Raw genomic sequence first — 26,376 nt, 5'->3', positions numbered from 1 at the left:
GCAAAAACATTTTTGATGAGAAGTCGTGCTGTCTCAAACAATTGCGGATGACGTTACCGCATATCGTTCCTTTATTTGAATCAAATTCCGCTTCTGATGTTACTGCGTAATATCAGTTCATCCTAGGTTTTTTATTATAGAGATCTCAATCATCAGTATCGAAAAAAACGACTAAGGGCATGGGCAGCGAATAGGGGGACAATTTGCTATAATGCGTCAATCACTCCCTTTTCAAAGCTAGGTTTTTCATGTCCAAGCCATTCTTAATCGCACCTTCAATTTTGTCAGCAGACTTTGCGCGCTTAGGTGAAGAAGTTGAAAATGTTCTAGAAGCAGGTGCAGATGTTGTTCATTTCGATGTCATGGATAATCATTATGTACCGAACTTAACTTTTGGTGCGGGCGTTTGTAAGGCATTGAAAAAATACGGCATTAAGGCGCCAATTGATGTGCATCTAATGGTTTCACCGGTAGACCGTATGATTGGTGATTTCTTGGAAGCTGGCGCAGATATCATCACTTTCCACCCAGAAGCGACTGACCATATTGACCGCTCTTTACAGTTAATCAAATCTGGCGGTGCGCAAGCGGGCTTGGTGTTTAACCCTGCGACACCTCTGCATTATTTAGACTACGTTTTAGATAAAGTTGACCAAGTCTTGTTGATGAGTGTGAACCCAGGTTTTGGTGGTCAAAAGTTCATTCCAATGACCTTGGAAAAGCTGCGTCAAGCACGAAAAATTATTGATGCTTCAGGTCGTGATATTCGCTTAGAAGTGGATGGTGGTGTTACTCCAGCCAATATTCGTGATATTGCTGAAGCCGGTGCAGACATGTTTGTTGCAGGTTCAGCGATTTTTGGTAAGCCTGATTATAAAGCTGTGATTGATGACATGCGTTCAGAGTTGGCAAAAGTGCATGCTCAAGAGGCTTAAGCCTTTGGGTATAAGTTATTCCTCGCTTGTGGATAACTATATGGATAACCGTATGGATATCTGTGTAGATAACTATATGGATAACTTGGATAAATTATAAACGATTGTGCATCAATGGTTTAATAATTAGACGTATTAAGTATAAAAAGGACTCAATTGAGTCCTTTTTTTATGGAGTAAAGTGTTTGAAATGCTGTATGTTTATTAATCTATGGTAAATAATTAATCAGTTTAAAAAATAACTTTTATGTTTTAACTGGAAGATATGCGCTGATTTTTATGACAGCGCAATAAATTTAAAACTGTTGTGAATAACTGCACAATTAATTATGCTGTTAGCAACTATTGAGATACGCTGCGACTGGCAAAACACATCATCGATCGCACTAGATAGTGCTTTTAGATATTTCTGAATGTATCGTTCATGATGGATAAATCGGTCGAGCTGCATGTCATGTTGATACAAATGTCATGTGATTGCATTTGAATCGTAAATAATATCATCATGGTGTTTCATGCGGATTTCGGCTGAGCCGATCGCGTGATGTTTCTAAAGATGTGTTAATAGGGATATATTGTCACAGTGCATCATTGGGTTGAATTAGGATACTAAATTGTTTAATTTTTTGCGTAAGCATCTTGGCTTTGCTTGGCTCATGGCATTTGTCATGGGGTGGAGCAGTGTGGTCAGTGCACAGCAAAATTTTCAACATCAACAAATGATGACAGCGAATGCCCATCAGGCACCAGTTCATGCAGCACATACTGATCCTTCACGTTCAAATATAGCAAATTGCCATCAAAATCAGCGGCAAGCTGTTCCAGAGCATGCAGCACATCATGGCAAGCAGCCGACACCTGAAGTCATTTCAATGATGGACTGTCATCAATCTTTAGATTCGCCATCTGCACAGCAAGATGGTCTGGTGCATCATTCATCGATACAAAACACAGACTGTCAGGACTGTACACTCGCACATTGCCAAATCAGTACCTCTTATGTCGATAGCGCCTTGGTCGCATTGCAGACCTTCCATGTGCATCACTATGCAGAACCTCCTCGTTTCATTTTTGCTGGACAGCATTTAAAAGGCTTTTGGCAAGAAATTCTAAGACCTCCGCAAGCTTAACCTGAGTATTAAATACGTTTTTTCGTTATTTTATAAAGGTTAAGTCATGTCTAATTTATTTAAATCAGGCCTCGTGTTCGGGGTATGTCTGCTGTCTCCAACGTGGGCGTTTGCAGCCATTAAAGAATATCATCTGAATATTGATGAAAAGACCATCAATTTGACTGGTAAAGCGGTCAAGAAAATCAGCGTCAATGGTCAGTTTCCAGCACCATTACTGGAGTTTGAAGAAGGCGATGATGCGGTCATCCATGTGCATAATCAGCTCAAAAAACAAAATACCTCAGTGCATTGGCATGGTCTATTACTGCCCGGCTTAATGGATGGTGTCCCCGGCTTTAATGGTTTTAATGAAATTCAGCCTGATGGTAGCTTTACTTATAAATTTAAAGTCCGTCAAAGCGGAACCTATTGGTATCACGCGCATTCCAAAGGCCAAGAACAAGACGGATTGTATGGCGCTTTGGTAATTTATCCGAAAGGTAAACAAGCACTTGCCGTACATGAACAGACGCAACGTGATTATGTGGTCATGCTGTCTGATTTTCATGAATCATCTAGCGCTCAGATTATGGCAAATCTGAAAAAGTCTGCCGAATACTATCAAAATCAGCGTGAAACAGTTTCAGATGTATGGACGCAAATGCAACGAACGGGTTTGAAAAATACTTGGCAAGACCGTTCGATGTGGAATCAAATGCGTATGCTGAAAACGGATTTGTCTGATGTAACGGGTTATACGTTCTTATTGAATGGTAAAACTCCAGAACAAAACTGGACAGGTCTATTTAAGCCTAACGAAAAAGTTAGACTTCGTTTTGTAAATGCTGCGGCCATGTCGTTTTTTGATGTGCGTATTCCTCAGCTCAAAATGACGGTGGTCAGTGCAGACGGTCAAGCGGTCAAGCCGGTCGCTGTGGATGAATTCCGAATTGGTGCTGCGGAAACCTACGATGTGATCGTAGAGCCTAAATCTGCGCACTATCAGATAGAGGCTGAGTCGATCGATCGGACAGGATTTGCGATCGGTACATTACATGATGAAACTCAGCCTCAGCCTCAGCACACAGGCATTCACATGCCAAAAGCACGACCACGCGCTTTGCTGACCATGGAAGATATGGGGCATGGTTCAATGGCAGGTATGGATCATAGCAATATGGAGCATACGGCTACAGGTTCAACCCAAACTTCAGCAATCCAGCAAGCGAATGCTCATGAGTACAGCGCGCATACTGTCAATCCATCAAAGATTCAGACGAATCAAGCACATGACCATGCCGCTATGGGACATGACATGGACCATTCTCCAGTGACTGCGCATACTACTATGCAGCATCCAGATATGCATAAACAGAATATGTCTGATTCAGCGCATGCCAATATGGATCATAGTGTGATGGATCATTCATCTATGAACCACTCCTCAATAGATTCATCTATGAAACATGATATGCATACAGCGATGGAGCATGCACAGTCTAAAGAGGAGAAGCAGGCAGTTGAAAATTCAGCAACGGTTATGGGTTGGGCCAATGCATCAACACCTATGGGTGATAAGGCACTGCAATATAGTGATCTAAAAGCGTTAACCCCGCAGCCTGATACACGTGAACCGACGCAAGATTTGGTCATTCATTTGGGAGGAACGATGGAACGCTATATGTGGACCATGAATGGCAAAAAATTCAGTGAAGCTGAACCACTAAAGGTGAAATATGGTGAGCGAATTCGACTGAAATTTGTCAATGACAGCATGATGGCGCATCCGATGCATTTACATGGCATGTTCATGCAATTGGAAAATGGGCAAGTGTCTTCTGAAATGCCAAATAAACATACGGTGATTGTGCCGCCGGGGAAAACAGTGACGGCTCTGTTAACGGCCAATGAATTAGGGGAATGGGCGATTCATTGTCACTTGCTGTATCACATGTCTGCAGGGATGATGAATAAACTTGTGGTCGCAAATGTCGCAGAGAATACGAAAACGGCATCTGTACCGCAAAAGGAGGTGTCTCATGCGCATCATTAAACCATGCACATATACGGTTCTAAGTTTAGCTTTGGCATCGGTCACTCAAATGACCATGGCGCAAGATGCACATCACAGCATGCCGATGTCAGCTCAACATGAGTTGCATTCCTCACTTGATTCGTCGCATCAAGAGATGCAAACAGGGATTGAATCGAGCCAGATAGAACATGCAGAACATGCAGAACATGCAGAACATGCAAATGTATCATCTATTGCGTCACGTGCTGCTTCTGCGCAGCATCCTGTTGATCATAAGCGTGAACATGGTGGACAGATTTATCAAGCGACTGAGATCGACAGTCGATGGCTCAATAATGCCGATGGTCGTGGAAGTTTAAAGACTGAAATTGAGAGTCGAATCGGGACCGATGAAAATAAGCTCTTCATCAAACTACATGCCGATAAAGCAGAATCTCAAGACGCTGATTATGCGGCTCAAGTGATGTATAGCCGTATGATCTCTGACTTTTGGGATGCGCAAATTGGCGCACGTTATCGTGTCGATGAACATCAAGTGACGGACAAGGAACAGTTAGATGCTGCGGTGGGTCTGCATGGTCTGGCACCTTATTTCTTTGAAACCGATGCTTATTTATATCTTGGTGCAGAAAAACAGGTCAGTTTTTCTTTAGAAACCGAACGTGATCTGCTGCTGACGCAAAAATTGATTTTAAAACCGTATCTGAACCTAGATGTGGTGCTGAGTGATGATTCTGCCTATGCACAAAAAACAGGACTCAGTGCTGTATGGCTAGGGCTAGAAACACGCTATGAAATTAATAAAAAGTTGATGCCATTTATCGATGTTGCTTACAGCTATGAAAAAGGAAATCAGCATACGGCATGGCAAGCTGAAACTGGAAGTGAAAAACAATGGTGGTATGGCGCAGGTGTACGTCTGAAGTTCTAATCGGCGAATAGACCAAATAAAGAGGGCATCATCAACAGGTTTTGGTGATGCCTTTTTTATTTCTGAATCTGTCCTTTGAACAGACATGCTATGTTTTGGCGCAAATCATCTGCACTAGAGTTTTACTCAACTGAATAACGCCCTGAATTTGGTCAAAAAATGTAAAGACTGCACTAAAAGTCAGCATATTTGCTATACTGAGACAATATTCGGAGGAACGACCTCCCTTACATCTTTGTTCAAAGCCAGTAAGAAAAATCGTCAGGACGACCTGACTCTACTAATATGGAGGAAGGCATCATGGCCTGGGTTGTTCTGGTATTCGCTGGTATTTTTGAAATCGTTTGGGCCTATTCGATGAAGCTCTCAGAAGGCTTTACAAAACTTGGCCCAAGTTTAGTCACTTTATTTTTTATGATCCTGAGCTTTGGTTTATTGGCGTATGCCATGAAAACATTGCCTCTAGGAACGGCTTATACCATTTGGACAGGAATCGGTGCGATTGGCTCATTCCTCGTGGGGATTTTTATACTCGGTGAGCCTGCAACTGCTATGCGGATGTTAGCCACAGTACTGATCATTTCTGGTCTAATCTTGATGAAATTATCTTCAAGTTAATATGTTTTAAAGCACAGCGGTCATTGACCTCTGTGCTTTTTTTATGGGTAAAAATATGGCTTGGGTTTTATTAATTGTAGCGGGATTGCTTGAGGTGGTTTGGGCGTATTGTATGAAAGTCTCTGAAGGCTTTAGCAAACTGACGCCAAGTATTTTGACCATCGTTTTCATGATCGCAAGTTTCGCTTTATTGTCTTATGCAATGAAATCCTTACCGTTGGGTACAGCCTATACGGTGTGGACAGGGATTGGTGCAGTGGGTTCATTTATCCTCGGCATCGTTGTATTGGGTGAGCCTGCCAATGCCATGCGCATGCTAGCTGCGGTCCTGATTATTTCAGGACTGGTCTTGATGAAATTATCGTCCTCCTGAATAATGAAGTGCTGCGATTTTGAGCTTGGAGTATGTCATGCAACTTTCTTATCAGTTTTTAGATTCACCCGTTGGACAATTAAAACTTGTTGCACATGAAACCGCATTGGTGGCTGTCCTTTGGGAAAATGAAAACCCTAATCGTGTGCGATTGGCGGCTTTGGTTGAAGATCGGCAACACCCGATTTTGCTCAAAACTGCACAGCAATTAAATGAATATTTTGCAGGTAAAAGACAGCAATTTGACTTGCCGCTAGACTTTGAAGGTACCGAATTTCAGCAACAAGTTTGGCAAGCTTTACTGACAATTCCTTTTGGAGAAACTCGCAGTTATAAACAAATTGCAGAGCAGATCGGCAATGTCAAAGCCGTACGTGCTGTCGGTGCAGCCAATGGTAAAAATCCAATTTCAATTATTGCACCCTGTCATCGTGTTGTGGGGGCAAATGGAAAATTAGTGGGTTTTGCGGGCGGTCTAGAAAATAAAGAAATATTGTTAAAAATTGAGAAATTACAATAAAATAGAAAATATACTTATTTAAAATAATGAATCAAATTAGTGAATATTTCTCAAATTTTTGCACCCCTCATTTCGACGTTTTGGTGGCTAATTCCATTGTTACTGATTGTGGGGGCAATCAAAGCATTTAAACCATATTTAAAGGGGAAAATGGGGGAGTTTGCTGTCACCGTTCATGTCAAACTTTATTTGAAAGACCATTATATATTGTTAAATGATTTGACCTTACCAGATGGCGAGGGAGCTACCACTCAAATTGATCATCTTCTTTTAAACCTTTTGGTGTGTTTGTGATTGAAACTAAAAACTATAAGGGCTGGATTTTTGGGAGCGAAAGACAAAAACAATGGACGCAAAAGATTTATAAAAAAAGTTTTAAATTTCAAAATCCGATTCACCAAAATTATAAACATATGAAAGTGTTAGAACAGGTGTTGAGCGATATACTGGATAAAGACAATATGCATTCTGTGATTGTTTTTATGCCTGAAGTGGTGTTTAAAACAGAGATGCCGTCGAATGTTTTTCGGGGTACAGCTTGGGTGGACTATGTTCAAACTTTTCGGCAACCCGTGATCTCTGAAATGAAACTTAAACGAATACAGTTGCGTTTAGAAAAAGAAATTTTAGAAAAATCGTGGAAAACAAATCGACAGCACGTTGAAGATTTAAATCAACGGCATAATTCATAAACTTCCTGTATGCTGTGGATTGTGAACAGTATCTGACTGATAAAAATAGACGGACAATAACAATGAACGACACGCTTCAACATCTTTATGAATCGACTTTAGATCATCCTGAGCAATACCAAGACTTTTATCAGCAACTTTTAGCCAACCAAGTGTATTGTTTGGGTGAGCGTGATGCTGAGCAGCATTTACATTTTCAATTGATGGAAACGGAGCAGGGCGAGCAAGCCATTCCATTCTTTCTGAGTCTTGCGATGCTTCAACAGGATGTTGGCGCAGATGCAGAATTTGTCATGATCAGTGCTGAAAAATTATTTGCGATTACCAAAGGCGCAAGCTTGGTGATGAACCCGACTTCGGAACATCCGAAAGAGTTTTTGGCAGATGAGATCGACGCAATTTTAGAGTTTGCTAAACAACAAAGCCTTTGAACACTGTAGGTGTGATCAAAGGCTCTGCGGCTACGCTGAGATATGTGCTTTAAAACTTACATACCAGCTTTGAGTTTTTCCACGATTTCATCGAGTGGTTTGACACGTTTTACTTCATCCCAAAGGACTTTGGCTTCTGGATAGTGCTTCGACATCATGCCGAGCCATTGTTTATAACGACCGACCATATTCATTTCTTTTTTATACGAACCGTTTAAGAAACGAATTTGTAAGCCAAGCAGTTCATGCCATGTAATCAGCGGCTCATCGGTATTACGACGAATACACTGTGTAATGTCAGGGGTGGTCACCGCAGCACGACCAATCATCAGGTCTTCACAACCAGATTCGAGTTGGCATTGTTTGGCATCGGCATTGTTCCAAATTTCACCGTTGGCAATCACGTTAATTTTCAATGCTTCACGAATGGGTTGCAACTGATCCCAAAAGGCAGGCGGGGTATAACCATCGGCTTTGGTTCGCGCATGGACTGTAACCCATGCGGCACCCGCATCTTCGATGGCATGCGCATTTTCCATGGTGAAGTTATGATCCATATAACCCAAACGCATTTTTGCCGATACAGGAATATGACTCGGAACAGCATCACGCACAGCTTTGACTAACTCATACACCACTTCTGGTTCATCTAGCAGAACTGAACCACCACGGTGGCGATTGACGGTTTTTGCAGGACAACCAAAGTTCATATCAATCGCAGGTGCACCAAGTTCTACTGCGCGTACAGCATTTGCCGCGAGCATGGTCGGATTGTTACCTAAGAACTGCACATGAACCGGTGTTCCTGCTGCAGTTTTGCCGTCATTGTTCAGTTCGGGACAATAACTATGATAAATATGGTCGGGCAGGACAGAGTCCGTGACACGGATAAACTCGGTTACACACCAGTCAAAACTCCCCACATGCGTCAACACATCTCGCATAATTGGGTCGGTTAAGCCTTCCATCGGCGCAAGAACAAGTTTCACGGTCACACAGCCAAAAATTGAAAAACGGAGTTATACGTGGTTTTGAAAGGGATGTCTAGGTTTTGTGCTTCTGGTGATGCGGAATACGAAATCACAAGATTTTATGTAATTATTTGGTGAAATTAGGACCAAAGTCGTAAAGTCTTGACTGACATAAAACTTAAACAATAAAATGAGTAAATACAGATGGATAGTAATAATAAGAAGATGGCTTTTACTGTTGTTTTTTAATGGAATCAACAACATATACTGTGCTTGAATCTTTTAAGATTTCATGTATGATGGCTGCAACTAGAAAAAAAGTATTGTTTCGTAAATTTTCTTTAAGTATCGCAGTGTTAGTCATAATCCTTCGTTTTTTACAGAAATGAAGTTCAATTCTTTATTATTTTCCAAGTTATAGTCAGTCATCATCCAATGGCTAAATCAACAAATTAATAGGTATTATTATGTCTAATACAGTTACTGGTACAGTTAAATGGTTCAACGAAACTAAAGGTTTCGGTTTTATTGCACAAGACAACGGTCCTGACGTTTTTGCTCACTTCAGCGAAATCACTGGTTCTGGCTTCAAAACTTTGCAAGAAGGCCAAAAGGTTTCTTTCAGCATCGCTCAAGGTCAAAAAGGCCCGAATGCTGTAAACATCGTTGCTCTATAATTTAGACGTAATGAAAAAAAAGCGCTGTATAGCGCTTTTTTTATGCCTGTTATTTCTGTGTGAATAATCAAGCTATAAAAAAGAGAGCCTTAGCTCCCTTCTTGATAAAACTTACTTCTTAATAAAACTTACTTCGTAATAAAACTTAAAATCGTTTCATCGTCGACTTAGCGGCCCAAAACCATTTCTAAAATAAACTTAGATCCAATAAAGCCGACTGCCAAAAGACAAAAACCAATAATGGTAAAGCGAATAGCTTTTTGACCACGCCAGCCAAAACGATAGTGTCCAATAAGCAAAGCTCCATAGACGAACCATGAAATAATGCTAAAGGCTGTTTTATGTGCCAAATGCTGTGCAAAGAAGTTATCGATGGTGAAGAAACCAAACCCAAGCGCCACGGTCAGTAGTGCAAATCCAGCAATCAATAAATCAAATAGCAAAGATTCCATGGCTTGGAAGGATGGAAGCAGGCTCACCCATACACGTTTTTTCTGCTTGTTTTTCAGTTCACGGTCTTGTAAACGCAAAATAACCGCTTGAATAGTTGCCATCAGCAGGACGGCATACGCGGAAAGCGACAAAATAATATGGATGTCTAAACCCAGCGAATGTTGTTCTATAAATTGATTTTGTCGACTAAATGCAAAGCCTAAAATCAACCCTGTCGCTGCGACAGGAATGCCTAACAGGTTCATTGCCAGCACAGGTCGATAGGTACTAAATAACACACTGAGTAATAGCATGAGACCTGAAGTAAAAGACATCAGGTTGAACACGTCATAGTTCACACCCATAGGCGTCAACATGTCGTTATATAAAACACCTGCATGCAATAACATGCCTAAACCAAGTACAACACCAATAAACCAATGGTTCGGCGCACGTTTAGACATTAAATGGCTGAATAAATACCAAAAAGACGTGGTATAAGCGATTAATGCTAGGATCGTGTAAACCAAGGGGAGACTGATCATGTCAAACCTTTTTCAGGATGTTGAATATTCATTTATATAAATTCTGCAAGAACTAAAGTATCCTATAGCATTCTATGCATAAATTTTCTATTTTAAGAAACAATTTTTTGCTCATGGCTATTTTAAGCGGATTTTGCAATGTTTGATACCTTAACAGAACGACTCACGCAGAGTTTAAGAAATGTTACTGGCTCAGGGCAGCTAACCGAAGACAATATTAAAGATACGTTACGCGAAGTACGTATGGCACTTCTTGAAGCCGATGTTGCGTTACCTGTAACTCGTGAATTCATCGCGAAAGTTAAGGAAGAAGCATTGGGCCAAGAAGTGATGACTCAGTTATCACCGGGGCAGGCTTTCGTCAAAATCGTTCATGACGAATTGACCAAAATGATGGGTGAGGCGAATGAAAGCCTAGACCTAGCGGCAAAACCACCAGTTGTTGTGCTTCTTGCAGGTTTGCAAGGTGCGGGTAAAACAACTACTGCGGCAAAACTTGCACGTTTCTTACAAGAACGTCAAAAGAAAAAAGTAGCAATGGTGTCTGCCGACGTTTATCGTCCAGCAGCGATTAAACAGCTACAAACAGTTGCGGGTGAAGTTGGCGCGATTTTCTTTGAATCTAGCGCAGACGAAAAACCAATTACCATCGCAAATCGTGCGATTGAGCAAGCAAAAATTCAATTTGCTGATGTCTTGATTGTCGATACAGCAGGTCGTTTACATGTAGACGACGAAATGATGGATGAAATTAAAGAGCTTCATGCAGCGATTAAGCCGACTGAAACATTGTTCGTGGTTGATGCCATGACCGGTCAGGATGCGGCGAATACGGCAAAAGCCTTTAATGATGCCTTGCCTTTAACCGGTGTGATCCTGACAAAAACGGATGGTGATGCACGTGGTGGTGCAGCACTTTCTGTTCGTGCTATTACTGGCAAGCCGATTAAATTCTTGGGTATGGGTGAAAAACTCGATGCCCTAGAGCCATTCCATCCTGAACGTATCGCACAGCGTATTTTGGGTATGGGTGACGTACTTTCTTTGGTCGAAGAAGTTGAACGTAAAATCGACAAAGAAAAAGCCGAAAAAATGGCGAAAAAACTGCAAAAAGGCGGTAGCTTCAACTTTGAAGATATGCTGATGCAGTTTGAACAAATGAACAAAATGGGCGGCATGATGGGCTTCCTGGATAAACTTCCAGGCATGAGCAACTCAGGGATTCAAGATGCAATTGCACAAGCAAATCCTGAAAAGCAAGTGAAGAAAATGGAAGCGATTATTCAATCGATGACCATTAAAGAACGTCGTAACCCAGACTTGATGAATCCAAGCCGTAAAAAACGTATTGCAGCAGGCTGTGGTATGGATGTTGCGGAAGTGAATAAACTCATTAAGCAACATGCGCAAATGGCGAAAATGATGAAGAAGTTTGCCAACCCAACAGGTATGGCAAAAATGATGAAATCATTGGGCAATATGCAAAAACAATTTGGCGGCGGTGGCATGGGTCCATTGTTCGGCAGTAAAGATCCGAAGTAATTTGGACTTAAAAAAAGGCGCATTCAGCGCCTTTTTTTATGGCTGAAATTTAACGAGACTGTGCGCTCAACCAAAGTTGTAGGGTACATTTGATAGTACGTGCTGGGTGAAGGAATCTTGCTATACCAGCAGATAGATACCGAACTGAGCTAAATCATTACAAAAAGATGCCAAATTGACATTGAGAGCGTGTAGGTGGCAGGTTTAAAACAGAGGTGAAAATTTGCCGAACTGCAAATTGAAAGCTTCACTAAAAATAATCACCTAGAATAAGAATCAAATCATGAATACACCGCATACGCCAGAAAGCCAAAAGATCTATATTGTTCATGGTCATGATGCATCACCGAATGATCATTGGTTTCCTTGGTTGGGACGAAAGCTGCAAGAAGCAGGACATTATTCTCGACGCATCGTTATGGCAAATGCAGCACAACCTGATTTTGACCATTGGCAGAAATTTCTAGCGTTGCAAATGCCTGATTTGGATGAAAATACCATTGTGATTGCCCATGGTTTGGGGTGCTTAACTACGCTGCATTATCTCAATCAATATTTTGAACAGCATGGCACACGGATTAAAGCGGGCGTTTTTGTGTCAGGTTTTAAAAGTAGTTTACCGACACAACCTGAATTAACCGCATTTATTCAACGTGCAAAAATGGATAGCGGTGTTTTACAGACCTATATGCCGATTTGTATCAGCTTGATTTCATCCAATGATCCTATCGTGCCGCCACCGGTTGCGATCCAATTGGGCAATTTTATAAATGCACAAATTTATGAAGTGAAAGAAGCCGGGCATTTCACAGCAAAAGATGGCTTTTCTGAGATTCCACAACTGTGGCACGTGTTAGAGCCGATTTTAACGGCTTAGATAGGTTTTGTGCGCGTGTTTAATAGATCGCGTGTTTTGTAGATAAGGTAATAGTGAAAACTAAAATTGATCATGCAATAGGTGCAATTGAAGATAAAAAAAGGCGCAATCTGCGCCTTTTGTTTGTTCGATTTGTTGATAGATCAGTCGAGTTCTAAAGCAACACGTTCACGAATGTCGTCAATGTTGTCATTGGCTTCGCGACCATCTTCCTGCCATGCTTTATAAGCACCAACATATTCACCATCGGTATCGACGACATATTCAGCCGCAATTTTTCCTGAGGCATACCATAAGCGATAGGCATCATTGCCATTTTCATCGACTTTATACGCTGCGCCACGTTGTCCTGTTGGATAAAACTCTTCGCCGTGGATGCTCACGCCATCTTGGTTCACAAAGGTTGATTCTACTTTGCCGTTTTTGCGATAAAGCGTTACCGGACCTTCAATGTCACTGCCACTGAAACTAAATAGTTTCATCGGATCTTTAACCCAAGCAGGTGAGGATTGAGGGGTTTTGGTTTCTTGGTAAAAATCTTGGACTAAAAAATCACCTGTGGCATTACGACCTAAAAGTACACGGTAATAGCCGTCTTTGACTGGGGTCATGTAATAGCTTGAGTCAATATACGATACGCAGCCGCAGTAATCAGGATTATCTTCATCACCGAAATAACCCAAAACAGCTTCAGAGGTGCTGAGCTGTGATTTGATTTCGGCAGGGATTTTAGAGTTGGCTAGATTTTGTGTCGTGGTACAACCGCCGAAGAATAATGTAGAGGCGAGCAGGCTTAAACCCAGTAAATTTTTAAATTTCATATCTATACTCTTCGTCTTATATTCTATCTTGAAAGACATTTTTAAATTATAAAGTTGCTGATGTATCTGTCGATCATCGCAGGCTATTGTAATTCCTTGGACGAAAAAAGGTCATGAATCGCGATACAATTTGTAACCACGCTTATATGAAATGAACCTCAATAAAAAAGCGTGATCACCATTGGCCATCACGCTTTCACAGTTTGCTATCAAATAAATAGCTAAATTACACACCATTTACATAACTTTGTAGGCCTCGAAGCAGCAAATCCGCTTCGACAGCCGGCTGATATTGTTCTAAATAGCGTGCAAATAGCGCAGCATCGCCACCGGTTAAAATTAAGCGACTTGGATATTTATCGAGAACCTTTTCAATGGTGCTGACCAAGCTGAGCAAGATGCCATGATGAACAGCGTCTATGGTGTTTTTACCAGGAGACAGCTCATCAAAGGTGGCATCTGGAATTTTAATGCCTTTGGTGTTTTGGATGAGCGAATCACGTTGTAAATACAAATTTGGCAAAATATAGCCGCCTAAATGTTGTAAGCCATCCGTTAAGTCAATGGTGAGTGCCGTGCCACAGCTAATGACACAGTATTTTTGTGTAGGGTCTTTGACCACAGCCAGCATTTGCAGCCAACGGTCGATCCCGAATTTACTGGTGTCTTCATATGCACAGCGTAAGCCCGCATATTCGGCATGTACTTTGGCAATGGTGACAGGAACGGCTAAAAATTTAAGAATTTTTTGAATCCGATCATTATTTTTCTTGTCGAGTACTGAAGAAATCCCGACCTGATCTAAGTCCAAACTTTTAAAGTGTTGGATCAAACCGAGTAGGAGTTCGGCAGGCGACTGTAAATGCAGTTCCGCAGCATGCTCTATGATTTGATCGTATTCGGTAATCCAGTATTTCAGCCGTGTATTACCGACATCGAGCCATAATTTTTTCATCAGTAGGCCTTTGCAATCCTGTTTATGATTGATCTGCTAAACGTAAGCGGCCTTGGAAATAATTTTCTAAGCGCTGCGAGGTTTGGATGTTGATCGAACCATCATTTTCAATGCCGAGAAAGCGACCTTGGCTTTTGCCTTGCAGGTGTTCAAGTTCAACGGGCTGTTGCATAAATGCAGCATAATGGTTGAATCGTGCAGCGAGGTTGTAGCAGTTATGATCGAACCATTCACCTGCAAGTTGAATCGCGGCATAGAGTTCAGCAATTAACTGCAAACGGTTTGGCGAGGGAAGTCCGAGTTCAGATAACGAGGTTGCACGTTGCTCAATTCCTGCAGATGGAATCGGAAATAAGTTCATGCCCACGCCGACGATCGCTTGATGTGGCGAAATCGGTTCAATCAAAATCCCGCCCCATTTGCCTTGTGGGCTATATAGGTCATTGGGCCATTTCACTTGTAAAGGGAGATTTTGCAAACTTGGCATTTGCAAGATATTTAAGGCAATTTCAAGTGCAAGCCGTCCATCTATTGCTGTCTGTAAATTCAGCAATGTGCTTAAATAGATATTACCAACGGGTGAGACCCATTGATGATCGCGTTGCCCACGGCCTTGAGTCTGTTGTTCACTGCATACCAAAACATGTTGAATGCCTTTTTTGGCAATCTCACGGACATCGTCATTGGTCGATGTGGTAATGGGCTTCAGTAATAAAACTTCAGGCGGTTCAGGTACTGTGCTCAGCAATTGCTGTAAGTGTCTGGTCTCTAAATCCATTTGAATCTGAGAGTTGTGGAATAATATTGATGGAGTTAATCATATATTTACTGATTGGTGCAATCGCTGGTTTCGCTGCGGGGCTATTTGGTGTAGGCGGTGGCCTGATTATTGTGCCAATTTTATTCATTGTCTTTACCCAACTTCAGTATGACCCCAGTGTGATTATGCACATGGCGGTGGGCACGTCTTTGGCCACGATTATTGTGACCTCACTCAGTTCGGTTTCGGCTCATCATAAAAAAGGTGCAGTGCTGTGGAATGTCTTTCGGAATTTGGCACCGGGTTTGGTGATCGGTTCATTTCTCGGTGCAGGCATTGCAGATTATCTCTCAGGGCAGGGTTTGCAACTGTTAATCGGCTTTTTTGCAGTCTGGGTGGCCTTTAAAATGTTTCGCGGTGCTGCGACACCTGTCGATCCGAATAAACATTTACCCTCACAAGCCATGCAAATGGCAGCAGGCGGTGGCATTGGGATTGCCTCTGCGATCTTCGGTATTGGTGGTGGCAGCTTAACCGTCCCGTATTTGAATAAAAATGGCGTCATTATGCAAAAAGCAGTCGCAACGTCTGCTGCATGTGGTTTACCGATTGCGATTGCTGGGGCACTCGGCTTTATGTGGTTTGGTCATCAAGCCGATATCGTGGTTCCCAATACCATTGGTTATATCCATATTTATGCATTTATCGGGATTAGTGTAATGAGCTTCATCACTGCGAAATTGGGTGCGAAAGTGGCTCATATGTTGTCGCCATTTATGCTAAAGCGTTGTTTTGCATGTTTATTAACAACAGTCGGCTGCTATTTTATTTACCAAGGTATGCAAGCCTTTGGCGCTTGATTGTCCGTTTTGACTGACAAAATTGGCTTTGTTGACACAAGATTGTCAGACAATGTCATGTTCAATTAGGTTGCTTATCGTTTCTAATGCAAATAGATTGAGTGTAAATCTGAACATTGCATCTTATAAAAAAAAGATAGGAACAGTATGCAACAACAAGAAGCGGACAGTTTGTCAGAACAAATTGCCAAACACATCGGTGAACAAATCATTCGCGGTGAGTTGGTCGAAGGCGAGCGTATTCAGGAACTCAGAATCGCGGCCGAATTGGATGTGAGCCGTGGCTCTGTTCGTGAAGCTTTATTGATTTTAGAACGGACCCAACTCATTGAAATCTACCCGCGACGTGGCGCCTTAGTCTCTGAAATGTCGGCTTTACAAGTGCGCTCATTATTTAATATTGCAGCATTATTGTTGGGTCAAATTGTGCATCGTATGGCGGAAACGTGGCGCAGCCATGAAGCTGAGCGTATTCAGTTATTACTTGAACAATTAGACGTAGAAACTCGCCAAGGCAATACCGAAAAGTTTTATGATCTGATTTTTCAGGGCATGGCTCGTCAGCATGAAATGGTGGGAAATACCTACCTGATGCGTTATTACCAAGAATTGTTGCCATCACTCAGACGTAGTTATTTCCTGACACTGAATATTTCACGACGTGAAATACAAGAATCTTTTGATTTGTTTAAATTAGTGACTGATGCAGTTTTAATCAGAAAATCACATCAAGCCACTTTATTTATGGAAGATTTTTGTCGACACTTACGCAACCTTGTGTTGGAATCACTAACACGGATGAAACAAATCGAATTAGCGTGGGCGAGACGTTCACGCCGCTGATCAGGACATTATGCGTTTAAGCAGTTTAAAACTTTCCGGCTTCAAATCTTTTGCCGATAGCACAACTCTAAAATTTGAAGGCAACCGTAGTGCGGTTGTTGGACCGAACGGCTGTGGTAAATCCAATGTGATTGATGCCATTCGTTGGGTTATGGGTGAATCCAGTGCCCGTCAATTGCGTGGTGGCACCATGCAAGATGTTATTTTTACCGGAACGGCAAAGCGTAAACCAGTCGGAATGGCGAGTGTTGAACTGCGTTTTGATAACACCTATGGCAAGTTAGGTGGTGCTTATAATGCCTATACTGAACTGGCAGTTCGCCGTCAGGTCAATCGTGATGGTAAATCCGAATATTTCCTCAACGGCACCAAATGCCGCCGTCGTGATATTACTGATATTTTCTTAGGTACCGGTTTAGGTCCGCGTTCGTATGCGATTATTGAACAGGGCATGATCAACCGTTTGGTCGATGCCAAACCTGAAGAAATGCGTGTGTATATTGAAGAAGCCGCTGGGGTTTCTCGCTATCAAGCTCGTCGTCGTGAAACTTTACAGCATCTAGAACACACCACTCAAAATTTAGAACGTCTCGAAGACATTGCATCAGAACTGAAGTCTCAGTTGAAAACCTTAAAACGCCAGTCTGAAACGGCAGTGCAATACAAAGAATTAGAAACCCAGATTCGTACCATTAAGATCGAAGTGCTGTCTTTCCAATGTGAACAAAGCACGCGTTTACAGCAAGAATACACGCTTCAGATGAATGAGCTCGGGGAAACCTTCAAACTGGTGCGTTCTGAGCTGAACACCCTAGAGCATGACTTATCTTCCACCAGTGCTTTATTTCAACGGCTTATTCAACAGTCCACGCCATTACAAAGCGAATGGCAACAGGCGGAAAAGAAACTGTCTGAGTTGAAAATGACGCTGGAGCAAAAACAGGGTTTATTTGCACAAAATTCGGCAAGTTTGGTGGAGCTTGAAAAGCAAAAAGCGCAAACCAAAGAACGTTTACAGCTATTAGAGTTACAACTGGAAACGCTGCAAGAACAACAAGATGGATTTGTTGAACAATTACAGCGTCAAGAAAGCAGTAGTCAGGAACAGACTCAACAATTGGCCGATTTGAAAGCTCAGCATCAACAAGCGGTTCAACAATTTGAACAATGCCGTGGGCAAGTTGAAAAGCAGCAACAGCAAAAGCTACAGATGCTGGCGCGGAGTGAACAATTGACCAAAAATATTGGTCGTATTGAGCAACAACGTGAGACTCTGCAACAGCAACGAGGTCAAATTCAGCATCAGGCGCAGCAAGATGAGTTGGAGCAGTATCAGCAAGATAAGCAACAGCTCGAACAACAAATTATGCAACAAGAGCTGGTGATTGCCGAAACTCAAGCACAGCTTGCAGCTGCACAAGAACAGCAGGCACAGCACAAAAATACGGTGTTGCAGCTAAAGTCAGAAATACAGGTGCTGTTGTCAGAGCAGAAAAACCTAAATCAATTGATGATTAAAGCCAGTCCAAAGCAGCAAAGCCAGCGTCAACATTTAATGCAGCAGTTGCAGTTGAGCACACAAGGTAAACAGCATGCACAACTGGTCGAGAAATTTTTGTCTAAATGGCTGAGTGCCCAAGTCTTGGGACACAGTGATAATTTTCAAGACAGTATTGCACGTCAGGTCAAAGGCAGTCATCACACCGCAGCACAAATCGTTGGATTAGACGCTTTGGCGACGTGGATTGAAGCACCACAGCTTTCAATCTGGCAGCAGGTCGCGATTGCTGAAACATTGACGGTGGCATTGAGTCATCAGGCTAAACTGGCTGCTGGTCAGTCGATACTCACGCTCGATGGTTATCATGTCGGTGCAGATTGGGTGATTGGTCTAGACTATGATGAGGACAGCCAAGCAGGGCAAGGTGCATTGAGCCACCGTATTCGTTTAGATGAATTGACTGAATTACTTGCAGAGCAGCAGCCAAAGCTGACGCAACTAGAAGGCCAATTGCCAGAGTTGCAAAATGCCGTACAGGCTTTACAGCAAAATCTGCAACAGCAACATAGCCAATTAAAAAATTGGCAAAAAGACATTCAAAATACTGATGTTGCGATTGCGAAGGTACAAAGTTCCAATCAGGCTTTTGCATTACAAAAGCAGCAGTTACAAGATCAATTGCAGCAACTTGAAGCACAGCTTGAAGAAGATGCCATGCAAAAAGATGATTTGGAAATAGATCTGCATGCGCTGACGATGAAGCTTGAGCAAGCCTTGCCCAATTATAAAACCTTGCAATTCCAAGTTGAGGAATTGAGTCTAGCGCTGGAAAGTGCTCAGCAAGTGGCATTACACAGTCAGCAAGAATTGGAAATCGTGCGTCGTCAGTCTGTACAGACGAAACAACAGATTGAATTATTAGAAAAAGACACGGTCTTTTTGAAAGCGCAAACTCAGCAAATTATTGGACAGATGGAGCAGGCAAAGAAATTTGTCGATCCGGTACAGTTAGAATTGCCTGCGCTTGAGTCACAGTATTCAGAGCAGGCTCAAGTCACTGAACGTTTACAAAAAACTTGGAATGACTGGCAGCTTGAACTGAATAACGTGCAGAGCAAACAACAGACATTGACGGAACAACGCCATTCACATCAACAGCAAGATGAAAAATTGCGTACGCAATTGGAAGAAAAGCGTTTGGCTTGGCAATCCGCGCAGTCTGATTTGCAGCATTATTCTGAACAGCTGAAAGAAATGAACAGCGAAATGCTGACAGGTTTAAGCATTGATGTGGTATCCCATCAGCAAAAACTAGAAAAAGCACAGCAGCAGTTTGATAAATTGGGTGCAGTCAACTTGGCTGCGGCAGAAGAATATATTGAAGTTTCTAAACGCTTTGATGATTTAAGCCACCAAATTGATGACTTGCAAAAGACCGTTGAACAACTGCAAGCCGCGATGAAAAGCATTGATCAGGAAACGCGAAAGCTGTTTATGACCACCTTTGATAAGGTCAATGCAGAGCTTCAAGAGTTGTTTCCGAAAGTATTTAATGGTGGTGAAGCAAGTTTAAGCCTTGAAGATGGTTGGCAATCGGGTGTAAAACTGATGGCACGACCACCGGGTAAACGAAACAGCTCTTTGGCATTATTGTCAGGTGGTGAAAAGGCACTGACCGCATTGGCTTTGGTTTTTGCGATTTTCCGCCTAAATCCTGCACCATTTTGCGTTTTAGACGAAGTCGATGCACCTTTAGACGATGCAAATGTAGGAAGATTTTGTAATCTTGTAAAAGAGCTTTCAGAACAAGTGCAATTTATCTACATTACACACAATAAACTGGCTATGACAATGGCAACTGACTTACTTGGTGTGACCATGCCAGAACCAGGAACTTCAAAATTAGTGACTGTGAATATAGAGCAAGCCAAAGAATACGGTTTAGCTGCGGAGGCATAACATGGAAATCACCACTATAGCTGGGATTGTAATCGCTGTAATTATCATGGTTGTGGGCATTCGAATGATGTTTCGTAAACCTGCAGATGCAGCGCCATCACTTGACACCGAATTACATATTGATCCTGATAGTCAGCAACCTGTTATTCCGCGCCATGTACGCAATCAGTTAAATACACCTGAAACCACGCAACGTGTAGAGCCGACTTTGGCTGAGGAAAAAGTCACAGCGGTTGAAACGACTGAAGCTGTTCAAGCAAATGTAACGCCAGAAGCAACGGCAACGGAACAAGCGGAGCAGAGCGTTGAGGCTACGGCAAAGACTGAGACGACAACGACGGATCCCGTTTCAGTTGAAAACGCTCAAACTGCAACAGAAGACAGTACATTGTCTACAGAAGCAACTGAATCTACAACTGTTGCATCTGTAGCCGCCGATGCCAATGACGCAGCGACTGCTGCGACACACGTTCAGGCTGACGCTGTTCCTGCGGAAAAAGCGCCAGAGTTTAGTGTAAATAGCGCAATTGAAAAAGCTGAAATCAGCGATTTTGATGAAGAAAGCAGTATTTTGGATGCGCATTTACATGAACAAAAAATTGTTGATGAAGAAAGTGCTTTAGCAACTGCGGAAACTTATATCGCCTTAAATGTTTTCCCAGATAGCCGTGCATTGTCAGGTGAAAAAGCATTAAAAGTGTTACTCAAATACGGCCTGCGTTTTGGCGAAATGGCCTGTTTCCATCGCTATGATGAAGAAGGTACAAAGTTATTATTCTCTGTATTGCAAATGAATAATGATGGCGCTGCGCAAGGTTTTGATCTTGAAACTTTATCGACGGAAGAAGTAAAAGGTTTGGCCTTCTTCTTGGCGCTGCCACACAGCGATGTGCAAAATGCCTTTGATACCATGGACAGCATTTCACGTCTGATTGCACGTGAAATTGACGGTACTGTGTATGATCAAAATAACCAAGAATTTACACCGCAGATGCGTGAACATTGGCGTCATCAAGCGATTGATTATCGTCAAGGTCAAGCCATCGAAGTCTAAGCGTCTTTGATTGAAACTCACCGAGTGGGTTTCTATAATAGCAACAGATAATGAAATTTGAGGGCGGAGCATGAACCGCCCTTTTTTATGGTGAATGTATGACACAACAATCCACTGTCGTTGCACAGATGCGACAACTGATTCAACTCTTGGCGAAACATAACCATGCCTACTATGTCATGGACACGCCAGAAATTGAGGACAGTGAATATGATCAACTTTTTCACCAATTAAAAGCCTTAGAAGAGCAATACCCTGATTTAGTGCAACCTGATACACCAACCACAAAAGTGGGTGGAAAGGCCTTGTCTAAGTTTGAATCTGTAACCCATGCAGTACCCATGTTGTCATTGGGTAATGTATTTAATGCAGAAGATTTATTTGCCTTTGCCCGTCGTGCGGAAGAGCGCTTACCGAATCAAAAAATTGAATATGATGTCGAATTAAAATTTGATGGGCTGGCCATTTCTCTTTGGTATGAAAATGGCATTTTAGTCCGTGGTGTGACACGGGGTGATGGTGAAACAGGGGAAGACATTACCCAAAATGTAAAAACTATTCGTAATTTACCTAAAGTACTGACTTCTACACAGACTGAAATTCCAAGTCTGCTTGAAGTTCGTGGTGAAGTCCTGATGCCAAAGTCAGGCTTTGAAAAGCTCAATGCTGAAAACGAAGCCAAAGGTGAAAAAACCTTTGCCAATCCACGAAATGCAGCAGCAGGAAGCTTACGTCAACTCGACCCTGCAATTGCGGCTTCACGTCCATTGGCTTTTTATGCCTATGGCATTGCACAGTGCGAACCACATCATGGTCAAACCACCATGTCTGATAGCTTAGAATGGTTGACGCAGTTTGGTTTTGCTGTCGGTGAACGTCACTTTATTTGTGACAGCATTCAGGACGTACAAGCTGCGTATGAACAAATGATTATTGATCGTCCAAGCCTGAGCGTTGAAATTGATGGCATGGTGATTAAGGTAAACAGCCTGAAGCAACAGCAAACATTGGGTTTTTTAAGTCGTGAACCACGTTGGGCAACGGCATATAAATTCCCTGCAGTCGCAGCGCTAACGACGGTTGAAAATATTGATTGGCAAGTGGGGCGTACAGGGACTTTAACTCCAGTCGCACGTTTAAATCCTGTTGCAGTCGGTGGCGTAACGGTTTCCAATGTCACTTTACATAATATTGGTGAAATTCACCGTTTAGATGTCCGTGTGGGTGATACAGTCAGTGTCTACCGTAGTGGCGATGTGATTCCAAAAGTGGAAAAAGTATGGCCTGAATTCCGTCCTGTAGATACGGTAGAAGTTCAGTTACCTGCATATTGCCCAGTCTGCTCATCTCCAGTGGTGATGCCCGAAGGTGAAGCCTTGGCACGTTGTTCAGGTGGTTTGTACTGTGCTGCACAGCGTATTGAGGCGATTCGTCACTTTGTATCGCGTAAAGCTATGGACATTGAGGGCTTAGGCGACCGTTGGGCGGAATCACTTTTACATTTGGATTTGCTCAAAGATGTTGCTGATATTTATAGCTTGCCTGAGCATCGTGAAAAATTACTGACCATTGAAAAAATGGGTGAAAAGTCGGTTCAAAACCTCATCGATTCTATTGAAAACAGTAAGAAAACGACACTAGGTGCATTTATTTATGCACTCGGCATTCGAGGCGTGGGTGAAACCACGGCACGCATGCTCGCCAATACCTTCCAAACCTTTGATGCGATTCGTCATGCAGATCTCGAATCCTTGAAAAAAACGCCAGACGTTGGTGATATTACCGCTGAATGGATTGTCGATTTTTTCCAAGCGCCGCATAACCTCGAAGTGGTTGATCGTTTGTTGGCAGCTGGGATTCATTGGGATGCACCCGTTGCGCCAAGTCGTCAGCCGCTGAATGGCGAGAGTTGGGTGATTACAGGGACATTGAGTACCATGGGTCGTGATGAAGCGACGCAAATGCTTCAAGCCTTAGGCGCACGTGTCAGTGGTAGTGTTTCGGGTAAAACCAAATGTGTAGTTGCAGGTGAAAAGGCAGGTTCTAAATTAGAAAAGGCTGAAAAGCTGGGTGTACCTGTGATGAGCGAAGACGAGTTTATTGCCTTTGTACAACAGCATAATGCTTCTTAAGTATTGAAAATCAAACCTGAAAACGTAGTTACTTTTGAACAAACGCCTGATGCATTGCATTGGGCGTTTTTATTTGAGCGCTTAAAAATGATCGAATGAGTAGATAAATTGGCGGTTATAGGTGAGACAGCGTACTTTAAATAGACACTAAGCATTTTGTTAAAGCGTGAATGTATTGAGATACAATTTTAGCCATAAAAAAGCAGCCCTGAAGCTGCTTATTTTTATTCAGTGATCACATTATTCTTGATCAACTTTCATTGGTTTTACATCCATTTCTTGATATGAAACCAACTTAGTTTTGTGTTTCCACTTATAACCGAACCAAATGGCAAGGAATAAGAAAATACCAATATAGGTAGAAACAACGGCCAACCATTCACCATCTAAAACGGCTTGATAGTTCTGACCAAGGACTACGATGGCACACAAAACAAAGGCAAACCACGGTGCAAATGGGAAGAATTTTGCACGGTAAGCAAGATCTTCTAATTTATTGCCTTGAGCCAAGTAGCCTTTACGGAAGCGATAATGTGAAACTGCAATACCGAGCCACACAATAAAGCCACACATACCTGACATGTTCAGTAACCAGTTAAAGACCGCTTGTTCACCGATAAAAGTGGTTAAGAAGCACAGTGCCGCAATCGCCGTCGTTGCATAAAGTGCATTCATTGGTACGCCACGTGCATCTAAGCGACCAAAGACTTTCGGCGCACTGCCTTTACGTGCCATATCAAACAGCATACGAGTAGAGGAGTACATACCAGAGTTACCCGCTGATAAAATCGCAGTCAAGATCACCGCATTCATCACCGATGCAGCAAATGCAAAACCTGCTTTTTCATACAGTAAGGTAAATGGTGAAAGTGCAATATTTTCAGTAGATGCTGCTTGTAATAAACGTGGGTCATCATAGGCAATGAGAGTGCCGATAATGAAGATACACACGATATAAAACAACAAGATACGCCAGAAAATTTGCTTGATGGCAATAGGAATGGTCTTTTCAGGATCTTTCGATTCACCTGCAGCCACACCAACCATTTCAGTCCCTTGGAAAGAGAAACCGGCAATCATGGCCACACCAATCAAGGCAGATAAACCGCCGACAAATGGGGCTTCACCCTTGGTCCAGTTGGCAAATGTTTCTACGCCCGGTGTCAGCATGATTTTGCCAATCATAAACAGGCCGATAATGATAAAGGCAACAATTGCGAGCACTTTAACAAGCGAGAAGAAGAATTCGGATTCACCGAAGCCTTTTACGGTCAGTGCATTAATGGCAAAGACGATTGCGAGGAAAATCGCACTCCAGTAGAAGCCCGGAATATCTGGAAACCAGAATTTCATAATGAATTGGACTGCAACCAATTCAAATGCCACGGTAATCGCCCAGTTATACCAATAGTTCCAACCCAAAGCGAAGCCGAAACCACCCTCGACATATTTGGTGCCGTAGGTAAAGAATGCACCCGAAGTTGGATTATGTGTTGCAAGCTCACCTAGACTGGTCATCAAGAAGTAAATCATGATACCAATTAAGCAGTATGCAAGCAGGGCGCCACCCGGGCCTGCATTGGCAATGGTTGCACCTGAGGCAAGGAATAAACCTGTACCAATTGAACCACCAATTGCAATCATGTTGAGATGGCGAGCACCCAACTTACGCTGAAGCTGAGCTGGTTTTTGAGTTTCGCTCATCATTGTTCCTTAAGATTTTTTTGCGTGCTCGCAAACAAGACTTTAAATCCTTGTTGGTCGGCTTTGATTGTACATTGACCATAATGTTGCTCAATTAAAGTCGGATAATTGAGGAATCGGTTGGCAACAATCCAAAGCTCACCCCCAGACTTCAAATGTCTGCGCGAAGTTTTGCATAGATTTTCACTGGCATTGTAGTCGGTTTGAATCCCTTGATGGAAGGGTGGATTGCTGACTATGGCATGTAAAAATAATGGAGCATCCTCGATTCCTGTGACCGCTTTAATCTCAAGTTGTTCAGGTTCAAGCAAATTTTGTTCAAATGTCATTTGTGTAGACGCTAGTGCAAAGGCATCTACATCCATGGCAAAGATACGATTTTTAGGATTCAGTTTGGCTAAATAAGCACTGATAACACCCGCACCACAGCCAAAATCTGCAATTTTGCCAGAAGTCACCTGTGATAAATAAGGCAATAATGTAGCCGTACCCACATCTAAACGGTTCTGGCTAAATACACCCGGCAGTGCGCAAATCGTAAGCTCACCATTTGGGGTCTCTACTGGATATTTTTGCACCCATTCTTGCAGTGGCTTCAGTGTGACAGTTTTTTCCAATAGGGTTTGCCACATTTGACAGTGACGCGCACTATCAATTTTTAGGGTTTTACCAAAGGGCTGTAATTGTTTTGCAGCGCGTTCAACACCGCCTTTTTTCTCACCCACGAGGAAAATAGAAGCACCTTGAGCAAGATGACTTGCGACATTGTGTAATAAATAATTTAGCAGTTCTTTTGATTTTGGAACAAAAATAACCGCTTGATCAAACTGACCCTCAGGAAAATCGACACCAAAATGGACGTTTGACTGTTGATTTTGAAAGTACTGAAAATCATTAAAATTCCAGCACCAAATCGATGGCTTAATATTGTCATTCAATTGACTGAGTAAGTCATCTGTCGGTGCATTTACGAAAAGCACGCGATCTTGTAATAAATCGATCTGTCGTATAACGACTTCACTTGTGAGATCCATAGATTTCTCCATCATAAAAAACACTGCCTAGGGCGGAACCTAGGCAGTGTTCTTTGACAAAT

The 26,376-nt window shown here is 42.4% G+C and carries 23 protein-coding genes and 1 pseudogene; 17 read left to right on the top strand and 7 right to left on the bottom strand.

Annotation, left to right across the window (positions count from 1 at the left end; all coding sequences use genetic code 11):
- Positions 1-248: 248 nt before the first annotated feature.
- The 9 genes and pseudogenes from rpe to FTT98_RS08185 all read left to right on the top strand — a co-directional run bounded on the left by rpe (position 249) and on the right by FTT98_RS08185 (position 7,647).
- Positions 249-935, top strand: a complete 687-nt coding sequence (gene rpe / locus FTT98_RS08225; RefSeq protein ID WP_078192356.1) for a ribulose-phosphate 3-epimerase — start codon at positions 249-251, stop codon at positions 933-935.
- A gap of 614 nt (positions 936-1,549) precedes the next feature.
- Positions 1,550-2,065, top strand: coding sequence for a hypothetical protein (locus tag FTT98_RS08220; protein ID WP_180040867.1), 516 nt, complete (start codon positions 1,550-1,552; stop codon positions 2,063-2,065).
- Between the two features lie 46 nt (positions 2,066-2,111).
- Positions 2,112-4,100 carry a multicopper oxidase domain-containing protein gene (locus FTT98_RS08215; RefSeq protein WP_180040869.1) on the top strand — a complete coding sequence of 663 codons (1,989 nt, stop codon included), beginning with the start codon at positions 2,112-2,114 and terminating at the stop codon, positions 4,098-4,100.
- Positions 4,087-5,013 carry a copper resistance protein B gene (locus FTT98_RS08210; RefSeq protein WP_180177248.1) on the top strand — a complete coding sequence of 309 codons (927 nt, stop codon included), beginning with the start codon at positions 4,087-4,089 and terminating at the stop codon, positions 5,011-5,013. Before FTT98_RS08215 ends, FTT98_RS08210 begins: the two co-directional genes overlap by 14 nt.
- Before the next feature lie 300 nt (positions 5,014-5,313).
- Positions 5,314-5,631, top strand: coding sequence for a multidrug efflux SMR transporter (locus FTT98_RS08205; RefSeq protein WP_180005009.1), 318 nt, complete (start codon positions 5,314-5,316; stop codon positions 5,629-5,631).
- 55 nt (positions 5,632-5,686) lie between these two features.
- Positions 5,687-6,004, top strand: a complete 318-nt coding sequence (gene sugE, locus FTT98_RS08200) for a quaternary ammonium compound efflux SMR transporter SugE (protein ID WP_078191206.1) — start codon at positions 5,687-5,689, stop codon at positions 6,002-6,004.
- Between the two features lie 37 nt (positions 6,005-6,041).
- The gene (locus FTT98_RS08195; RefSeq protein ID WP_180005010.1) at positions 6,042-6,524 is read left to right on the top strand and encodes a methylated-DNA--[protein]-cysteine S-methyltransferase; all 483 of its coding nucleotides are present in this window, start codon (positions 6,042-6,044) and stop codon (positions 6,522-6,524) included.
- Positions 6,525-6,569: 45 nt separating this feature from the next.
- Positions 6,570-7,216, top strand: a pseudogene (locus FTT98_RS08190) (NERD domain-containing protein).
- Positions 7,217-7,278: 62 nt separating this feature from the next.
- Entirely contained in the window at positions 7,279-7,647 is a 369-nt protein-coding gene (locus FTT98_RS08185) for an SseB family protein (protein ID WP_180005011.1), read from the top strand.
- A gap of 56 nt (positions 7,648-7,703) precedes the next feature.
- On the opposite strand, the gene FTT98_RS08180 is transcribed toward FTT98_RS08185, so the two are convergent.
- Positions 7,704-8,636 carry a tRNA-dihydrouridine synthase gene (locus FTT98_RS08180; protein WP_180009902.1) on the bottom strand — a complete coding sequence of 311 codons (933 nt, stop codon included), beginning with the start codon at positions 8,634-8,636 and terminating at the stop codon, positions 7,704-7,706.
- A gap of 449 nt (positions 8,637-9,085) precedes the next feature.
- Between FTT98_RS08180 and FTT98_RS08175 the strand changes: the two genes are divergently transcribed.
- On the top strand, positions 9,086-9,295 hold the full coding sequence (locus tag FTT98_RS08175; RefSeq protein WP_067761877.1) for a cold-shock protein: 210 nt from the start codon (positions 9,086-9,088) through the stop codon (positions 9,293-9,295).
- Between the two features lie 167 nt (positions 9,296-9,462).
- On the opposite strand, the gene FTT98_RS08170 is transcribed toward FTT98_RS08175, so the two are convergent.
- A complete protein-coding gene (locus FTT98_RS08170; RefSeq protein ID WP_078191164.1) occupies positions 9,463-10,272 on the bottom strand; it encodes an inner membrane protein YpjD in 810 nt (269 codons plus the stop codon).
- 138 nt (positions 10,273-10,410) lie between these two features.
- On the opposite strand from FTT98_RS08170, the gene ffh reads away from it, so the two are divergent.
- Together ffh and FTT98_RS08160 are read left to right on the top strand one after the other, a co-directional pair.
- Complete coding sequence (gene ffh / locus FTT98_RS08165) at positions 10,411-11,814, top strand: signal recognition particle protein (protein WP_078191163.1); 1,404 nt, start codon at positions 10,411-10,413, stop codon at positions 11,812-11,814.
- 283 nt (positions 11,815-12,097) lie between these two features.
- A complete protein-coding gene (locus FTT98_RS08160) occupies positions 12,098-12,691 on the top strand; it encodes an alpha/beta hydrolase (RefSeq protein WP_078191162.1) in 594 nt (197 codons plus the stop codon).
- A gap of 143 nt (positions 12,692-12,834) precedes the next feature.
- Here the strand turns inward: FTT98_RS08160 and FTT98_RS08155 are convergent, their stop codons facing one another.
- From FTT98_RS08155 to FTT98_RS08145, 3 genes are all read right to left on the bottom strand, one after another.
- Entirely contained in the window at positions 12,835-13,512 is a 678-nt protein-coding gene (locus FTT98_RS08155) for a hypothetical protein (RefSeq protein WP_168378522.1), read from the bottom strand.
- 226 nt (positions 13,513-13,738) lie between these two features.
- Positions 13,739-14,467, bottom strand: coding sequence for a type III pantothenate kinase (locus tag FTT98_RS08150; protein ID WP_180040873.1), 729 nt, complete (start codon positions 14,465-14,467; stop codon positions 13,739-13,741).
- Between the two features lie 22 nt (positions 14,468-14,489).
- Positions 14,490-15,245, bottom strand: coding sequence for a biotin--[acetyl-CoA-carboxylase] ligase (locus tag FTT98_RS08145; protein ID WP_180040875.1), 756 nt, complete (start codon positions 15,243-15,245; stop codon positions 14,490-14,492).
- A gap of 29 nt (positions 15,246-15,274) precedes the next feature.
- On the opposite strand from FTT98_RS08145, the gene FTT98_RS08140 reads away from it, so the two are divergent.
- The 5 genes from FTT98_RS08140 to ligA all read left to right on the top strand — a co-directional run bounded on the left by FTT98_RS08140 (position 15,275) and on the right by ligA (position 23,576).
- A complete protein-coding gene (locus tag FTT98_RS08140) occupies positions 15,275-16,087 on the top strand; it encodes a sulfite exporter TauE/SafE family protein (RefSeq protein ID WP_168378525.1) in 813 nt (270 codons plus the stop codon).
- 147 nt (positions 16,088-16,234) lie between these two features.
- Entirely contained in the window at positions 16,235-16,930 is a 696-nt protein-coding gene (locus tag FTT98_RS08135) for a GntR family transcriptional regulator (protein WP_180177247.1), read from the top strand.
- A gap of 10 nt (positions 16,931-16,940) precedes the next feature.
- Positions 16,941-20,390 (top strand): chromosome segregation protein SMC, encoded by a 3,450-nt coding sequence (gene smc, locus FTT98_RS08130; RefSeq protein ID WP_180040877.1) that lies wholly within the window; start codon positions 16,941-16,943, stop codon positions 20,388-20,390.
- Between the two features lies 1 nt (position 20,391).
- The gene (locus FTT98_RS08125; RefSeq protein ID WP_180040879.1) at positions 20,392-21,444 is read left to right on the top strand and encodes a cell division protein ZipA C-terminal FtsZ-binding domain-containing protein; all 1,053 of its coding nucleotides are present in this window, start codon (positions 20,392-20,394) and stop codon (positions 21,442-21,444) included.
- 98 nt (positions 21,445-21,542) lie between these two features.
- Positions 21,543-23,576 (top strand): NAD-dependent DNA ligase LigA, encoded by a 2,034-nt coding sequence (ligA, locus tag FTT98_RS08120; RefSeq protein WP_180040880.1) that lies wholly within the window; start codon positions 21,543-21,545, stop codon positions 23,574-23,576.
- Between the two features lie 240 nt (positions 23,577-23,816).
- On the opposite strand, the gene FTT98_RS08115 is transcribed toward ligA, so the two are convergent.
- Complete coding sequence (locus FTT98_RS08115) at positions 23,817-25,280, bottom strand: amino acid permease (protein WP_180042200.1); 1,464 nt, start codon at positions 25,278-25,280, stop codon at positions 23,817-23,819.
- On the bottom strand, positions 25,280-26,314 hold the full coding sequence (locus FTT98_RS08110) for a methyltransferase (RefSeq protein ID WP_180042198.1): 1,035 nt from the start codon (positions 26,312-26,314) through the stop codon (positions 25,280-25,282). Before FTT98_RS08110 ends, FTT98_RS08115 begins: the two co-directional genes overlap by 1 nt.
- Positions 26,315-26,376: the final 62 nt, after the last annotated feature.

This window comes from Acinetobacter sp. YH12039 (assembly GCF_013420015.1).
GTDB classification, from domain to species: domain Bacteria; phylum Pseudomonadota; class Gammaproteobacteria; order Pseudomonadales; family Moraxellaceae; genus Acinetobacter; species Acinetobacter amyesii.
Note: the sequence above shows the minus strand (reverse complement) of the source record. Positions and strands in the feature narration are given on the sequence as shown.